General features: G+C 67.6%; 14 protein-coding genes. 4 read left to right on the top strand and 10 right to left on the bottom strand.

What is annotated here, in order from left to right; genetic code table 11:
- Window positions 1–127: 127 nt before the first annotated feature.
- Complete coding sequence (gene cobD / locus J2848_RS03190) at window positions 128–1,228, bottom strand: threonine-phosphate decarboxylase CobD (protein ID WP_149233631.1); 1,101 nt, start codon at window positions 1,226–1,228, stop codon at window positions 128–130.
- A gap of 66 nt (window positions 1,229–1,294) precedes the next feature.
- On the opposite strand from cobD, the gene cbiB reads away from it, so the two are divergent.
- Entirely contained in the window at window positions 1,295–2,257 is a 963-nt protein-coding gene (gene cbiB / locus J2848_RS03185; protein WP_149233632.1) for an adenosylcobinamide-phosphate synthase CbiB, read from the top strand.
- A 4-nt stretch (window positions 2,258–2,261) separates the two neighbouring features.
- On the opposite strand, the gene J2848_RS03180 is transcribed toward cbiB, so the two are convergent.
- On the bottom strand, window positions 2,262–2,843 hold the full coding sequence (locus J2848_RS03180) for a hypothetical protein (RefSeq protein WP_149233633.1): 582 nt from the start codon (window positions 2,841–2,843) through the stop codon (window positions 2,262–2,264).
- A gap of 157 nt (window positions 2,844–3,000) precedes the next feature.
- Between J2848_RS03180 and J2848_RS03175 the strand changes: the two genes are divergently transcribed.
- The 3 genes from J2848_RS03175 to J2848_RS03165 all read left to right on the top strand — a co-directional run bounded on the left by J2848_RS03175 (window position 3,001) and on the right by J2848_RS03165 (window position 9,459).
- The gene (locus J2848_RS03175) at window positions 3,001–5,370 is read left to right on the top strand and encodes a hybrid sensor histidine kinase/response regulator (RefSeq protein WP_149233634.1); all 2,370 of its coding nucleotides are present in this window, start codon (window positions 3,001–3,003) and stop codon (window positions 5,368–5,370) included.
- 145 nt (window positions 5,371–5,515) lie between these two features.
- Complete coding sequence (locus J2848_RS03170) at window positions 5,516–8,248, top strand: penicillin acylase family protein (RefSeq protein ID WP_149233635.1); 2,733 nt, start codon at window positions 5,516–5,518, stop codon at window positions 8,246–8,248.
- Window positions 8,245–9,459 carry a threonine ammonia-lyase gene (locus J2848_RS03165; RefSeq protein WP_149233636.1) on the top strand — a complete coding sequence of 405 codons (1,215 nt, stop codon included), beginning with the start codon at window positions 8,245–8,247 and terminating at the stop codon, window positions 9,457–9,459. The genes J2848_RS03170 and J2848_RS03165 overlap by 4 nt, the downstream gene beginning before the upstream one ends.
- 12 nt (window positions 9,460–9,471) lie before the next feature.
- Here the strand turns inward: J2848_RS03165 and J2848_RS03160 are convergent, their stop codons facing one another.
- The 8 genes from J2848_RS03160 to J2848_RS03130 form a co-directional block, all read right to left on the bottom strand.
- A complete protein-coding gene (locus J2848_RS03160) occupies window positions 9,472–10,239 on the bottom strand; it encodes an ABC transporter ATP-binding protein (protein WP_149233637.1) in 768 nt (255 codons plus the stop codon).
- Window positions 10,227–10,979, bottom strand: coding sequence for an ABC transporter permease (locus tag J2848_RS03155; protein WP_109052199.1), 753 nt, complete (start codon window positions 10,977–10,979; stop codon window positions 10,227–10,229). Before J2848_RS03155 ends, J2848_RS03160 begins: the two co-directional genes overlap by 13 nt.
- Window positions 10,980–11,009: 30 nt before the next feature.
- On the bottom strand, window positions 11,010–12,038 hold the full coding sequence (locus J2848_RS03150; RefSeq protein WP_149233638.1) for an ABC transporter substrate-binding protein: 1,029 nt from the start codon (window positions 12,036–12,038) through the stop codon (window positions 11,010–11,012).
- A 184-nt stretch (window positions 12,039–12,222) separates the two neighbouring features.
- The gene (locus J2848_RS35845) at window positions 12,223–12,351 is read right to left on the bottom strand and encodes a hypothetical protein (protein WP_281288637.1); all 129 of its coding nucleotides are present in this window, start codon (window positions 12,349–12,351) and stop codon (window positions 12,223–12,225) included.
- A 156-nt stretch (window positions 12,352–12,507) separates the two neighbouring features.
- Complete coding sequence (locus J2848_RS03145) at window positions 12,508–12,795, bottom strand: DUF1330 domain-containing protein (RefSeq protein ID WP_149233639.1); 288 nt, start codon at window positions 12,793–12,795, stop codon at window positions 12,508–12,510.
- Window positions 12,796–12,894: 99 nt separating this feature from the next.
- Window positions 12,895–14,289 carry an NAD(P)(+) transhydrogenase (Re/Si-specific) subunit beta gene (locus J2848_RS03140; RefSeq protein WP_149233640.1) on the bottom strand — a complete coding sequence of 465 codons (1,395 nt, stop codon included), beginning with the start codon at window positions 14,287–14,289 and terminating at the stop codon, window positions 12,895–12,897.
- Window positions 14,290–14,293: 4 nt separating this feature from the next.
- Window positions 14,294–14,713: an NAD(P) transhydrogenase subunit alpha part 2 gene (locus tag J2848_RS03135; protein ID WP_149233641.1), complete on the bottom strand. Its 420-nt coding sequence runs from the start codon at window positions 14,711–14,713 to the stop codon at window positions 14,294–14,296.
- Between the two features lie 26 nt (window positions 14,714–14,739).
- The gene (locus tag J2848_RS03130) at window positions 14,740–15,888 is read right to left on the bottom strand and encodes a Re/Si-specific NAD(P)(+) transhydrogenase subunit alpha (protein ID WP_149233642.1); all 1,149 of its coding nucleotides are present in this window, start codon (window positions 15,886–15,888) and stop codon (window positions 14,740–14,742) included.
- Window positions 15,889–16,066 lie beyond the last annotated feature (178 nt).

The raw sequence follows: 16,066 nt of genomic DNA, 5'->3' as shown, positions 1-16,066 counted from the left end.
AATCGGCATGGCTGAGAATGGTCCATTGATTATTTATTCCCCGCAACGCCGGCGGTTTCCGACAGGGTCGAACTCAAGGGGCCGGAATTCTAGAAGCGGTTGAGTGTATAAAATTTTCAGAGATTGTTCAAGACGCGGACATTTGTTGAGGTTGCGCCGCCCAAGCCTGCCGCCGCCCCAAGGCGTCGCCGAGCCGCTGCCATGCCGCGTCGTCTCCCGGCAATCCGAAGCGCAGCCAATCCGGCCGGTGTTCGAACCGGCGCACCAGGATCCCGGCCGCGCCCAGGGCATGATAAAGTGCCGGCGCCCGCGCGTCCTCGACAAGGCGGAACAGCTCGGTCCCGCCGGCCACCCGCAAGCCGGCATCCTCCAACAGTCGGTCCAGCTCCGCCGCGGCGCCCGCAAGCCGGTCGCGCGTCGACGCGATCCAGCCGCGATCACCCAGCGCAGCCGTTGCGATACTCAGCCCCGGCCCTGATACCGACCATGGTCCGATGGCCTCGCGCAGCGCCGCCGCCAGATCGGCCGGGGCAAGCGCAATGCCGAGCCGTAGCCCCGCCAACCCGAAGAACTTGCCGAAGGACCGCAGAATCACCAGCCCCGGCCGGCCGGCATGGGGGGCAAGACTGTCCTCCGGCCGCATATCGGCGAAGGCCTCGTCCACCACCAGCCAGCCGCCACGCGCGGCCTGCGCCGCGCCAAGCTCCAGCAACCGGGCGACAGGCCAGCGCCGGCCATCGGGGTTGTTGGGGCTGACGACGACCAGCACGTCGGTCAGCCCGTCGGCCGACGCCACCTCACCCACCATCCGGACATCATGACCGGCCAGCGCCCAGCAGCGGGCATGTTCGGCATAGGTCGGCCCCAACACGGCAACGCTGCCCGGCGCACGCAGCCGGGGCAGCAGTTGAATCAGCGCCTGCGAGCCCGAGGCCGCGGCCACCAGTTCCGCCGAGGGCACCCCATAGCAATCGGCCGCCGCCGTGCGCAACGCCGCCTCCGCCCTCCGGCCGGGAAGCCGGGTCCAGGCATCCCGCGGCACCGGCGGCAGCGGATAGGGCCACGGGTTGATGCCAGTGGACAGATCGATCCACGGCTCCGGCGCACCGGGAAAAGCAGCACGGGCACCGTCCAGATCGCCGCCATGCAGAAGGGGGCCGTGAACGATGCCCTCCCGCCCGCATTGCTCTGCCACGTGCGGCTTGGTCGCCGGACTGTCTTCGGCCATGATCACGCTCCTCATTTCCACCGTCGCGCGGCCAGCGGGCCGCCCCATTTCCTGGAACGTCCCCCCGTGCCGCTGCATCCCTTCCTGCTCGCCACAGCGCTCGTCATCGAAGCGGCGGTCGGCTATCCCGATCCACTCTACGCCCGCATCCGTCACCCGGTCGTATGGATCGGAGCGCTTATCGCCCAGTTGGACAGCGCACTCAACCATGAGACGGATGGCTTCGACCGTCGCAAGGCATTCGGCGTTCTAGCGGTCGTGGTCCTTCTGCTGACGGTGGGCGGGGTCGCGGTGGCGGTGGCCTGGGCCTGTCGGCTTCTGCCCTTCGGCTGGCTGATCGAGGCGGCGCTTGCCTCCACCCTGCTGGCTCAGCGCAGCCTGCACGACCATGTGGCGGCCGTCGCCAAAGGCTTCCGCACCGGTGGGCTGGAGGGTGCGCGCAAGGCGGTGTCGATGATTGTCGGCCGCAACCCGGCGACGCTCGACGAACCGGCCGTCGCCCGCGCCGCCATCGAAAGCCTTGCCGAGAACTTCTCCGATGGGGTGGTGGCGCCGGCCTTCTGGCTGCTGGTCGGCGGGCTGCCCGGTCTGGCGCTCTACAAGGCGATCAACACGGCGGACAGCATGATCGGCCACCGCACACCGCGGCACGAGGCCTTCGGCTGGGCGGCTGCGCGGCTGGACGATCTGGTCAACCTTCCAGGATCACGCCTGACCGCCCTGCTGCTGGTGGGAGCCGCCTGGATGACCGGCGGGGCCGACGCACGGCAGGCCTGGGCATCGGTCCGGCGGGACGCCCACCGCCATCGCTCCCCCAATGCCGGCTGGCCGGAGGCGGCGATGGCCGGCGCGCTCGACCTGCGGCTGGGCGGACCGCGCGTCTATGGCGACACGCGCATCGAGGATGTCTGGCTCGGCCCCGGCCGCACCGCCGCGACGCCGGACGATATCGGCCGGGCGTTGGTGCTCTACCGCCGCGCCTGTGCGCTGCTGATCGCCGGAGCGCTGGTGCTGGCCGTGCTGGGCTGACCGCTCACCCCCTCCCCGCCCGCCGTACCATCAGCGACAGTCGCTGACCCACGCGGCGCGCGAACTCCCGGACTGCGCCCAGCATGCGGCGGGCGGTACGCAGCGGAGGGGCGTCCTTCAGCCAGGTGAGCCAAGCCGTCACCCGCACATAACCCCAGACGAACCAGCCGATGGTCAGCAGCTTCGGCTTGGCGATGTGGAACAGCCGCTCCACCAGGGTGATCTTGACCAGTTCCGCCCCGACGATCACGGCGGCGCCGGTCATCGGCCGGCCGGTAGCGAACAGCCATGCGCCGACCGGCTTCGCCGGCTCCAGCAGGGCCAGCGGCACCAGGACCAGGACCAGCGACGGATAAGGTCCCAGCCCGGCCACCCACCGTCCGAACCGCGTGAACAGCGGCAGGCGGGCGAATCGGCCGACCACCGGCCGCACGACCCAGTAGGCCAGCGCGTCCAGAAGGAAATACCCGACGGCGAACAGGATCGCGAGCGGCCGAAACAACCGGGACAGCAGCCGACGCGGCTGGGATGGCCGTCCGGACGAGGCGGGGTGGCTTTGCGCCCCAGGAGGGAGAGTGCTGTTCATTGGAAATAGTCCGCCGGAGGTTCTAGGTCCCTGTCTACCACCAAGGCGAGCCTTTCGTTCGTGGGACGGGGCTGGCACCTTGACCCAAATTGTTCCTGTACACACACAATCGATTCTGCTCCTTCCCCGAACGCCTCCTCACAACAGTCAATCCACCGTGCCCGGCCACTACGACCCCCTTCTCGTCGCACTGTCCTATGTGATCGCCGTATTCGGCGGTTATGTGGCGCTGGATCTCGCCCACTATTCCCGCAACGGCGTGGCGGGCCAACCGCTTGCATCGGGCCTGCGGGGCGAGACCGGCAAAGGTTCGGGCGACAATCGGCGGCTTGCCGGTGCAGCACTGGCGCTGGGCGCCGGTATTTGGTCGATGCATTTCATCGGCATGCTTGCCTACCGCAGCGACATGCCCATCGGCTATGACGCCGGATTGACCGCGCTGTCCTTTCTGCTGGCTGTCGGAGTATCGGGGGCCGGCCTGTTCGCGGTAGCGCGAAGCCGCGATACCAACTATTTTAGATTGCCCATTGCTGGAACGCTGACCGGGCTCGGCATTGTCAGCATGCATTATGTGGGAATGGCGGGCATGCGCATGGACATGGACCTGTCCTATGACGTGGCTCTGGTCGCCGTTTCGGTGATCGTCGCCATCGTCGCCTCGACGGCGGCATTGTGGCTGGCCTTCCGCACCAGCCGCCCGATGCAGCGGGCCGCCGGCGCCGTCCTGCTGGGCCTGGGGGTGGTGACGATGCACTATACCGGCATGGCCGCCGCCGGTATGGAGCCGGTGACGGAGCTGAGCACTGCGACCATTGGGGGAGCCGACGCCAACCGGGCAGTCCTACCCCATGCAGCAACACACTCCGGCCAGGGAATCGCCCTGTCCTCTTCCCTGCTGGCGATCATGACCGGCGCCGGGACGCTGCTTCTGCTGTCGCTGGCGATGCTGTCGTCGCTGCTCGACCGCCGGCAACAGGCAGAGCGGTCGGCGGAGCAGGAGGCACGCTATCGCGCCATCGTCGATACTGCGGTCGACCCCATCATCCTGATCGACGACCACGGCACCGTGGAGTCCTTCAACCATGCGGCGGAGAAGACCTTCGGCTATCAGGCCGACGAGGTGATCGGACGCAACGTCAACATGCTGATGCCGGAACCCTACCGTAGCGCCCATGACGGCTATCTCGACCGTTACCACCGGACGGGAGAGCGGCGGATCGTCGGCATCGGCCGCGAGGTGATGGGGCTGCGCAAGGATGGATCCACCTTCCCGCTCGACCTGTCGGTCGGCGAATGGCATGTCGGCAGACGCCGTATGTACACCGGCATCATGCGCGACATCACCGCCCGCAAGGCGGCGGAGGAAGCGATCCTGCGCGCCCGCGACGAGGCGGAGGCGGCCAGGGTCGAGGCGCTGCAGGCCCGCGACGACGCCCAGCGCGCCGACCGTGCCAAGACCAAGTTCCTGGCCGCTGCCAGCCACGATCTGCGTCAGCCGCTGCAATCGTTGTTCTTCTTCGCCCACGCCCTGTCGGACAAGCTGGAGAACCATCCGACGGCTCCGCTGCTGGCCAGCATGACCGACTCGCTGAACGGGCTTCGGGTGATGCTGGACAGCCTGCTGGACGTCTCCCGGCTGGATGCCGGCGTGGTGAAGCCGAGCGTCACCGACTTCGCGCTCGGCCCCCTGCTGGACCGGCTGGCGGAGGAATACCGCATCCGCGCCGCCGAGTCGGGGTTGACGCTGCGCCATGTCCCGACCTCCGCCTGGACCCGCAGCGATCCCGCCCTGCTGGAGCGCATCCTGCGCAACCTGATCGAGAACGCCATCCGCTACACCGAACGCGGCGACATTCTGGTCGGCTGCCTACGCCGTCGCGGCGTGCTGCGGCTGGCGGTGCTGGACCAGGGCATCGGCATTCCCGCCGACAAGACGCAGGACATCTTCCAGGAGTTCACCCAGCTCGCCAACCCGGAGCGCGACCGGCGCAAGGGCCTCGGCCTCGGCCTTGCCATCGTGAGGCGGCTGGCCGGTCTGCTGGAGCATGGGGTGACGGTGCGCTCCACTCCTGGCCGGGGAAGCGGCTTCTTCCTCGACCTGCCGGTGGCGCTGCCGCGCCCGATCCCGAAGCCGGTTCGCATCCCGGCCGAACTGCCGGACGCCAAGGGATTGATCGTGGTCGTCGACGACGACACCATCATCCTTCTCAGCATGCGGGCGATGCTGGAGGAATGGGGCTACGAGGTCGTCGCCGCGGTGTCCGCCGACGAGGCGATCGCTTCGCTGCTGAATCTCGGCCGTCAGCCGGCGATGATCGTCGCCGACTATCGCCTGCGCGAAGGACGGACGGGGGTAGAGGCGATCCGCGACATCTACGGCGTCTGCGGCGTGCGCGTCCCCGCCGTGGTGCTGACCGGCGACACCGACCCTGCCCGTATCGCCGAGGTCCAGCGCAGTGGACACCGCCTGATCCACAAGCCGGTCTCCGCCCCGATGCTGCGCGAGATTCTGAACACGGCGGCATAAGGGGGCAGCGGGACGAAAAAGCGCCCGACTCCACCGATGCAACCCTGGACGGGCCGGCGGCCGGCAGACTAGCATCCGCCACCCGAACGAGCCCCCCTGGCGACCCCCGCCCGTCGCCGCCTCCCCTTCTCTCTCACGGACCGTGATGCTGCGCCGTTCCCTGATCCGCGCCGGCGAGACCTGCGCTTTCCACCTCCGCGCCGCCTTGGCGCGTGCGTTGTCCCGCCCGGCTCCCCCCGCTGCTCCGCCTTACACCGGCTATCCGGCGGCTCCCCACCAGACGCAGCAACAACCGGTCTATCCGCCTCATGCCTATCCGCCGGGAACCTATCCTCCCGCCGTCCATCCCACGGGTGCGCAACCGCCCGGCCAGCCCTATCCCCAGCAGCAGCCCTATGGTGTGCCGCCGCAATCGGCACCGCCCGGTCGCCCCTTCTATCGCCCCTCCTATCGCCCACGCATGCGCCTGCCGCGCGGGCGCTGGGGCAAGGTTGCAGCCGTCGCAGGCGTGCTGGTGCTGGTGCCCCCGGTGGCTCTGCTCGGTGCGTATTGGTGGATGCGGGCACAGCAGCCGCAGACCAGCGGCTCGGTCGCCATCCCCGGCGACGGCGCTCCGGCGGAGGTCGTCCGCGACAAGCAGGGTGTGGTCCATATCTTTGCCGCGACCGAGCGTGACGCCTACCGCGCGCTGGGCTACGCTCACGCCCAGGATCGGCTGTGGCAGATGGAGACGATGCGCCGGGCCGGCGCCGGCCGGCTGGCCGAGCTGATCGGCACCAAATACGGTGACTTCGCGCTGCGCACCGACCGGCTGATGCGCATGCTGGGCATCCGCCGCGCGGCGGAGGCGATGGCAGCCACCCTGTCGCCCGACGCCCGCACCGCCTTCGAGGCCTATGCCGAGGGCGTGAATGCCTATCTTGCCACCCGGTCGGAGGCGCTGCCGGTCGAATTCCAGCTTCTGCGCCACACGCCGGAGCCCTGGACCGTCGCCGACAGTCTGGTCTGGGCGAAGCTGATGGCGTTGCAGCTGTCCGCCAACTACCGCGACGAGCTGTTCCGTTCCCGCGTGCTGGAGCGGCTGTCGCCGCAACAGCTCGACGACCTGTTCCCGCCCGACGCCCCTGGGTCTCCCACCACGCTGGCGAGCGACCTGCGTGGAATGGATATGCGGGAAACCGTGCGCCGCACCCTGGCGGCCCTGCCGCAGATGGGCTTCGACACCGCGTCGAACGAATGGGTCCTGACCGGTGCGCGGACCACGACCGGCAAGCCGATCCTGGCCAACGATCCGCATCTGGCGCTTGAGGCGCCGATCCTCTGGTACCTCGCCCGCATCGTGACGCCCGGCTTCACCGTCACCGGCGCGACCGTGCCGGGCGTTCCGCTGACGATCCTGGGCCATAACGGCAAGGTCGCCTGGGGCTTCACCACCACCCACAGCGATACCCAGGATCTGTTTGTCGAGAAGCCGGACCCGCAGGACCCCGCCCGCTACCTGACGCCGGACGGCAGCCAGCAATTCGAGACGCGGGCCGAAACCATCGCCATCGCCGGCGAGGCTCCGCAGACGCTGACCGTGCGCAGCACACGGCATGGCCCGGTCATCTCCGACCTCGACGTCGCACCGGCGGGGGGAACCGCGCCGGTGCTGGCGCTCTCCTTCCCCGGCCTCGCCGACGACGACACCAGCGCCGAGGCGCTCTACCGCCTGAACCATGCCGGATCGGCGGAGGGCGTGCGCGACGCGCTGCGCCTGCATGTCGCCCCGCAGCAGAACATCGTCTATGCCGACGTGACCGGCGAGGTCGGCTTCATCACCGCCGGCCGGGTGCCGATTCGCCGCAAGGGCGACGGCCGCGTGCCGGTTCCGGGCTGGGCCGGCGAGTATGACTGGACCGGCTTCCTGCCCTATTACGCCCTGCCGCAGGCGGTGAACCCGCCGACCGGCCAGTTCGTCAACGCCAACAACGCGGTGGTCGGGCGCGATTATCCCTATCGCCTCGCCACCGAATGGCCGGATCCCTCCCGCGCCAAACGCATCGTCGAGATGCTGGGCAACGGGCGCCATTCGGTCGAGGATGTGGCACGGCAGCAGATGGACATCGTCTCCCTGCCCGCCCGCGATTTCCTGCCGGAGTTGCTGAAGTACCCGACCCCGCCCGGCCTTGCCAGCGACGCCGCAGCCCTGCTGCGCGGCTGGGACGGGCGGATGGACCGCAACCGGCCGGAACCGCTGATCTTCACCGCCTGGCTGCGCGAGCTGGTCCGCGCGGTCTTCGCCGACGAGCTGGGCCCCGACTTCGCCTCCTACTGGGACCTGCGGCCGGAGCCTCTGCGCCATGTCCTGAAGGAGCGGCCGGAGTGGTGCGACGATGTCACCACGCCGCAGAAGGAAAGCTGCGCCGACATGATCGGCCGCTCGCTGGAAACGGCGGTCAAGCAACTGGCCGAGCGTCACGGCTCAAGCCCGAAAAGCTGGCGCTGGGGCGATGACCACACGGTGGCTCTGGTCCACCGGATGCTGAGTCGCGTGCCGCTGATCGGCGGCAAGGCCGACCTGTCGGTGGAGACCGATGGTGATTTCTTCACGGTGAACCGCGGATCGACCACCATCCGTGATCCCGGAAATCCGTTCCGTCATGTCCAGGGCGCCGGGTTCCGCGCGGTCTATGATCTGGCCGACCTCGACAACTCCCGTTTCGTGATCGCCACCGGCCAGTCCGGCAACATCTGGTCCCGCCATTGGGGCGATCTGGTTGAGCTGTGGCGCGACGGCGGTTCGTTGCGTCTGGCCGGCGACCGTGGCACGCTGGTCTCGGCAGGGGCGGAGGTGCTGACACTCACACCACGCAACACCGGGACAAACACGAAATGACCATAACTCTGGAGGACGTGCGCGCTGCGGCGGCGCGCATCGCGGGGCACCTGTCCCGAACGCCCACGGTTCCGGCTCCCCGCCTGGGGGACATGGCGGGTTGCCGGATGCACGTGAAGCTGGAGAACCTGCACGCCACCTCCTCGTTCAAGGAGCGGGGCGCGCTGAACAAGCTGCTGTCGCTGGGCGAGACGGAGCGCCACGCCGGCGTCATCGCCATGTCCGCCGGCAACCATGCCCAGGCGGTGGCCTGCCATGCCACGCGGCTGGGCATCCGCTCCACCATCGTCATGCCGGCCTTCACCCCCTTCACCAAGGTGGAGCGGACGGAGAATCTCGGCGCCACCGTCGAACTGCATGGTGAAACGCTGAGCGAGGCCGCCGCCTTCGCTCATGACTTGGCGACGCGCGACGGGCTGACCTTCGTCCATCCCTACGACGACCCGCTGGTCGCCGCTGGCCAGGGCACCGCCGCACTGGAACTGCTGGAGGATGTGCCGGACCTCGACGTGCTGGTGATTCCCATCGGCGGTGGCGGGCTGATCGCCGGCATGGCGACCGCGGCCAAGGCGCTGCGCCCGGACCTGGAGATCGTCGGGGTGCAATGCAGCCTCTATCCGGCGGTGCGGCAGGCGCTGGCCGGCCAGCCGATCACCTGCGGCGGCGCGACGGTGGCGGAAGGCATCGCGGTGAAGGCGCCGGGCGCCCTGACGTTGCCGATCATCCGCACCCTGGTCGATGACGTGGTCGAGGTGGGCGAAGCCCGGCTGGAGGAAGCGGTCTACCGCCTCGCCACCGTGCAGAAGCAGGTCGCCGAGGGGGCCGGTGCGGCGGCGCTCGCCGCCGTACTGGAGGAACCGGAGCGCTACCGCGGCCGCAAGGTCGGCATCCTGCTGTCCGGCGGCAACATCGATTCCCGCATCATGGCGCAGGTGCTGATGCGCGGACTCGTCTATGAGGGCCGCATCGTCCGCCTGCGCATCGGCATCACCGACGCCCCCGGCGCGCTGGCCCGCGTCACCCGCCTGCTGGGCGAGGCCGGCGCCAACATCGTCGAGGTCCACCACCAGCGCCTGTTCCACAATGTGCCGGTGAAGATGGCCGAGGTCGACGTCGTGCTGGAAACCCGCAACCAGACCCATGTCGACACGCTGATCGGCCGGATGAAGGACGCCGGCTATCCGACCAGCCTGATGATGGAGGTGGGGTAAAAGCCCCACCCCTCAGATGCTGTAATTGTCCGCGATCTCGGAGCGCAGCTGTTCCACCTGATCGCGGAACACCGCCCCATCCCGGCCGGCGCTGTTGCGCACGTCGCGCACCACGCGGGCCGGGGTGCCGCCCAGCACGATGATGCGGTCGGCCAGATGCACCGCCTCTTCCAGATCGTGGGTGACGAACAGCACGGTCTTGCCGGTCTCCTGATGGATGCGGCGAAGCTCGTCCTGCAAGTTGTGGCGGGTGATCGCGTCGAGCGCGCCGAACGGCTCGTCCATCAACAGGATGTCCGGGTCCACCGCCATGGCGCGGGCGATGCCGATACGCTGGCGCTGGCCGCCCGACAGTTCATAGGGCCAGCGGCGGGCATAGCCGTCCAGCCGGACCAGCTTCAGCGCGGCCTCGGCCCGACGGCGGCGCTCGTCACGGCTGACCGGCAGCCCCTCCAGCCCGAACTCCACATTGCGGATCACCCGGCGCCAAGGCAACAGGCGGGCATCCTGGAACACCAGCCCGACCGGACGATGGCCGGGGCGCTGGTCCTGGTGGATGGTGACGCCGCCGCTACGTGCGGTGTGCAGGCCGGCAACGACGCGCAGCAGCGTCGACTTGCCGACGCCAGACGGGCCGACGATGGCGACGAAGCTGCCGCGCTCGATCGACAGATTGACGTCGACCAGAACCGGCGGCGCGTCCTTGCCGTAACCGATGGACACATCCTCAAGGTCGATGACCGACGCGATTGCGGTCTTGGAGAGGGTCACCGCTGCCATGAAAGCACCCGCGACTGAACTTGCATGAACAGGAAATCCGACACGCCGTAGAGCAGCGCGATGGTGACCATGTAGAGCACGACGATGTGGGTCGCCAGCAGGCCCGACGCCTCCATCATCCGCATGCCGAGGCCGGAGATGCCGAACAGTTCGGCCGCGACCACGGTCATCCAGCCCTGCCCCAGCCCGGCGCGCAGGCCCGACAGGATGCCCGGCAGGGCGCCCGGCAGGATGATCTTGAACAGGCGCGGGATCAGACCGCCCTGACCGAAGGCATAGCCAAGCTCGATCAGGTCCTTATCCACCCCGCGTACCGCGGCATAGCTGGCATAATAGTTGATCCAGAACACCGTCAGCGCGATCAGAAAGGACGCCGCCCCTTCGCTGACGCCGAACCAGATGATGGCGAAGGGGATCCAGGCGATGGCCGGGATCGGGCGCAGCATGCGCACGACCCAGGCCTGGAAGGCGTCCCACTTGCCCCACAGCGCCGCCGCCGTCCCGAACGACACGCCGAGGAAGGTCCCCAGCGACAGCCCGACCAGATAATGCGACAGACTGGCCAGCACCATCGCCTGCCAGGTGCCGCTGTTGAACTCGGTCAGGAAGGCGGCGGGCACGGCGCTCGGCGACGGCAACAGCCGGGCCGGCACCACGCCGCTGCGTGCCACCGCTTCCCACGCCAGCAGGAAGACGATGACGCCCAGCGCCGACAGGGCGATCTTGTTATAGGTCTTCATCGGCTTGTCGATGTCCCTGGACCGGCCGTCTTACTTGGCGACGGCGTCGTAGAAGCTGAAGTCGAAGGCCTCGGCCACCGGAATGGTCTCCCCGGCCGATCCGATCTCCTTGGTGAAGGCCATCATCTTCTCCACCGCCGGCACCACGGAATGCGGATCGGCGACGAACTTCGACCCCGGTCCCTTGAAGGCGGCTTCCAGCGTCGCCGGCTCCATCAGGCCCTTGCCGAGATAGTTGTTCACGATCTTGGCGGAACCAGCCGGGTCCTTGGCGATCAGCTCGACCGCGCGGATGTGGGCCTTGACCAGCGCTTTGATAGCGTCCGGGTTCTTCTTCAGCACCTCGGCACGGGCGGAGACCACGGTGCCGGGCTGGTCCGGGAACATCTGGGCGCCGGTGGCGACCAACACGACATTCGGGTCCATCTGCTGGGTGACCGTCACCGTCGGCTCGCGGATGGTAGCAGCATCGAGCGCGCCGGCCAGCAGGGCCTGCTGCGTCTTCTCGATGCCCATCGGCACCAGTTCGACATCGGCCGGATCGACCTTCACCACCTTGAACAGCCAGTGCTTCAGCACGGTGTCGGGAACCGAGCCCGGCGGCTGGGTGCCGATCTTCGGCTTGCGGCCGGTGTCGGCAGTGAACTTCTTGAAGGACTCCGCGGTCGGGGTGGCGCCGATCGACTTGGCGAACGGGCCGCGGGCGGCGACCACCATCTCCTCCACCGCCGAATTGGCGATGACCGAGATGTCGGCGCCCTTGGTGCGGGCGACCAGCACGGGAGCCACGCCGGCATAGAGCAAATCGATCTGGCCGGCAGCCATCGCCTGGATGGCGTGCGGCCCGGATTCGAAACGGGTCAGCTTCAGCGTGATCCCGGCGTCCTTGGCCCAACCCTGCCCGTCGACGATGAACAGCGGCGACGCCGCCAGGATCGGGATATAGCCGATTTCCAGCTTCACCGGATCGGCGGCACGCACGGTGCCGGGCATGGCGGCGGCAGCCGTTCCAAGGGCGACCAGGGCGGCAAGGGTGGAGCGACGGGTCAGGCGGAGCATCGGATCGTCCTCGGCTAAGGTTCCGACGCTATTTAGCACGGTTGCACGGATGGAGAAGAGCGATTTCCACATAACAGGAAAAGGGAATTCGCCGTTTAACGATTATTTTTTGTTTTACTGTAGTGCGAAAGCCACTGAAAAGCCGCGGAAACTGTGGGTTCGGCGCGGCCAGGATGGTTCGACCTCAGGTTTCCGTCAGCAGGTAGAGGGATACACCGCAGAGCGAAACTCCGACCATCAGGATCGCCATGGCGATGCGTGTCCAGAGCGTGATGTGCGAATCGAACGGGTCGGAGAGATCATCATCGTCCATGGCTTGGCCTTCGTCACTGTGGATGAGCCGGCGGAGGGCAACGGCTGGCTCTTTGTGACGGTAAGCGTTAACGGCGCCATGTTGCAGCGGTGTGTCCCTCGGACGGGCTTGTGTAACGCTTGGTAACCATGCCCGCCAGACGTCGCAGGCTGGATGTTACAGGCCTTCCACGACAATCATCTTGAAATCGGCTGCGTCGCGCCGGGCCTCGCGCGCCTTGCGGTATTCCGGACTGTCGTAGAAGGCCTTGGCGGTCGCCATGTCGGGAAACTCCAGGATGACGATGCGGTTGGGCTGCCAATCGCCTTCCAGCACCGCCGTCTCGCCGCCGCGGCTGAGGAAACGCCCGCCGTTCCTGGCGATCGCGTCGGGGGTCAGCGACTTGTAGACCTCATAGGCGACCGGGTCGGTCACGCGCACGTCGGCGATGATGTAGGCGGCCATGGCTTCCGTATCCTCTCTTGTCGTTATCGGCCCAAAAGAATCAGGCGCGGGAAGCCTCGCCTCCCGCGCCCGTTTCGGTCAACTGCTCGTGAAAACCGATCAGGCTTCCATCGCCTTGACGACCTCTTCGGTGACCTTCTTGGCGTCGCCGAACAGCATCATCGTGTTGGGGCGGAAGAACAGTTCGTTCTCGACACCGGCATAGCCGGCGGCCATGCCGCGCTTGATGAAGAACACCGTCTTGGCCTTCTCCACATCCAGGATCGGCATGCCGTAGATCGGGCTCGACGGGTCGGTCTTGGCCGCCGGGTTGGTCACGTCGTTGGCGCCGATGACGAAGGCCACATCCGCCGTACCGAAGTCGCGGTTGATGTCCTCCAACTCGAACACCTCGTCGTAGGGCACATTGGCTTCGGCCAGCAGCACGTTCATGTGACCGGGCATGCGGCCCGCCACCGGGTGGATGGCGTACTTCACGTCCACGCCTTCATGCTTCAGCACGTCGGCCATTTCACGCAACGCGTGCTGCGCCTGGGCGACCGCCATGCCGTAGCCGGGGACGATGATGACCGACTGGGCATTCTTCATGATGTAGGCGGCATCTTCGGCCGAGCCGGCCTTGACCGAGCCCTGCGGACCCTTGGCAGGACCACCCGCCGCGGCAGCCTCGCCACCGAAGCCACCGAGGATGACGTTGAAGATCGAGCGGTTCATGCCCTTGCACATGATGTAGGACAGGATCGCGCCCGACGAGCCTACCAGTGCGCCGGTGATGATCAGCAGGTTGTTCTGCAACGTGAAGCCGATGCCGCAGGCCGCCCAGCCGGAGTAGCTGTTCAGCATCGAGATCACCACTGGCATGTCGGCACCGCCGATCGGCAGGATCAGCAGGAAGCCCAGTGCCAGCGCCACCAGAATGATCAGCCACATGGCGGCGGTCGAGTTCGATTGCACCAGCCAGATGATCAGGATGACGGTCAGCACGCCCAGTGCCGCATTCAGCGGATGCTGCATCGGGAAGACCAGCGGCTTGCCGGTGACCAGCCCCTGGAGCTTGGCGAAGGCGACGATGGAGCCGGTGAAGGTGATCGCACCGACCGCGGTGCCCAGCGCCATTTCGACCAGCGAGCCCTTGGCGATGGCGCCGGGCAGGCCGATGCCGTAGGCCTCCGGCGAGTAGAAGGCGGCGAGCGCCACGAAGACGGCAGCGAGGCCGACCAGCGAGTGGAAGGCGGCAACCAGCTGCGGCAGCGCCGTCATCTCGATCTTCTTGGCGACGACGTAGCCGATGGCGCCGCCGATGGCGATGCCGAGCACGATCATCCAGTAGGACTGGACGATGGGCGAGGCCAGCGTGGTCAGGATGGCGATGGTCATGCCGACCATGCCGTAGATGTTGCCCTGGCGCGAGGTTTCCGGGCTGGACAGCCCGCGCAACGCCATGATGAAGCAGATGGAGGCGACGAGATAGAGAAGGGCCGACAAGGTTTCCATGGTCTTACTTGCCCTTCTTCTTGAACATGGAGAGCATGCGCTGGGTCACCAGGAAGCCGCCGAAGATGTTGACGGACGCCAGGATGACGGCGAGGAAGCCGAGGACCTTGGAGAAATCGAGGCCGACGGGTCCGGCGGCGACCAGGGCGCCGACGATGATGACCGAGGACACGGCATTGGTGACGGCCATCAGCGGCGAATGCAGGGCCGGGGTGACGCGCCAGACGACGTAGTAGCCGACGAAGCAGGCGAGCACGAGCACGGTCAGGCCGGTGACGAAGAAGTTGCCGTGGCCGCCAGCCGCCTCGGCGGCGGGCTGGGCGGCGTGTGCGACCTGGGCGGCCAGTTGGTCGGCCTGCTGGCCGAGCGCCGCGAGGTTCGCCTTCAGCTCGGCAATACGGGCGGACAGTTGGGTCTGATCCATTGCGGTAAGTCTCCTCGGGCGCCCGGTCAGCCGGCGAAGGCGGGATGGACGACGGCGCCGTCGCGGGTCAGCGCGATGGCCTTGACGATCTCGTCGTCCCAGTTGACGGCCACGCCGGTGTCTTTCCCGTGCAGCGACGTCAGCAGCGCCAGCAGGTTCTTGGCGTAGAGCAGCGAGGCGCTCTCGGCGATGCGGCTGGCGTAGTTGGCATGGCCGACGATCTTCACGCCGTTGGCCGTGGTCACCACCTCGCCCAGCCTGGCGCCCTCGACGTTGCCACCCTGCTCAACCGCCAGATCGACGATCACCGAACCCGGCTTCATCGACGCGACATGCTCCGCCGTCACCAGGATCGGCGCCTTGCGGCCGGGGATCAGTGCCGTGGTGATGACGATGTCCTGCTTCTTGATGTGCTCGGCGACCAGGGCTGCCTGCTGGCGCTTGTAGTCGTCCGACATCTCCTTGGCGTAGCCGCCGGCGGTCTCGGCCTGCTTGAACTCGTCGTTCTCGACCGCGACGAAGCTGCCGCCCAAGGACTGGACCTGCTCCTTCACCGCCGGACGCACGTCGGTGGCCGAGACGATGGCGCCGAGACGCTTGGCGGTGGCGATGGCCTGGAGACCGGCGACGCCGACGCCCATGATGAAGGCGCGGGCCGGCGGCACGGTGCCGGCGGCGGTCATCATCATCGGAAAGGCGCGGCCATATTCCGAGGCGGCATCGACGACGGCCTTGTAGCCGGCGAGGTTGGCCTGGGAGGACAGCACGTCCATGACCTGGGCGCGGGTGATGCGCGGCATGAACTCCATGGCGAAGGCGTTGACACCGGCATCGGCGTAGGCCTTCACATGGTCGCGGCTGTTGTAGGGGTTGAGGATGGCGAACAGCAGCGCGCCCTTGCGGAGCAGCGCCAGTTCGTCGACGCCGCCTTCCGCGGCGATCAGCGGCCGCTGCACCTTCAGCACGATGTCGGCATCGGCCAGCGCGGACGCCGCATCGGCGGCGATGGCGGCCCCCGCCGCCTCATAGGCCGCGTCAGGAAGGCTGGAGCCGAGACCGGCCCCGCTCTCCACCACCACGTCCAGTCCCAAACCCTTCAGTTTCTTCACCGTTTCCGGTGAGGCGGCCACGCGAAGTTCGCCCGCACGTCGCTCCTTTGGAATGGCGACTTTCATTAGATAAAACTCCCCTGCCTCAAATACGCCGATCCCGGCATCCCCCATGGGTTATCGGCACAGACGACGCGCATACATGCCGGATCCATGTGACTTTGTGAAGCCGAACCCACCGATGGTAATACCAGCCTATTGGGTGCGCCGCAACAAAGGGAATGGCTGAGTAAGTCCATCGTAC

The sequence above is a fragment of the Azospirillum lipoferum genome, assembly GCF_024170005.1.
GTDB classification, from domain to species: domain Bacteria; phylum Pseudomonadota; class Alphaproteobacteria; order Azospirillales; family Azospirillaceae; genus Azospirillum; species Azospirillum lipoferum.
This window is presented reverse-complemented; position numbering and strand designations above follow the sequence as displayed.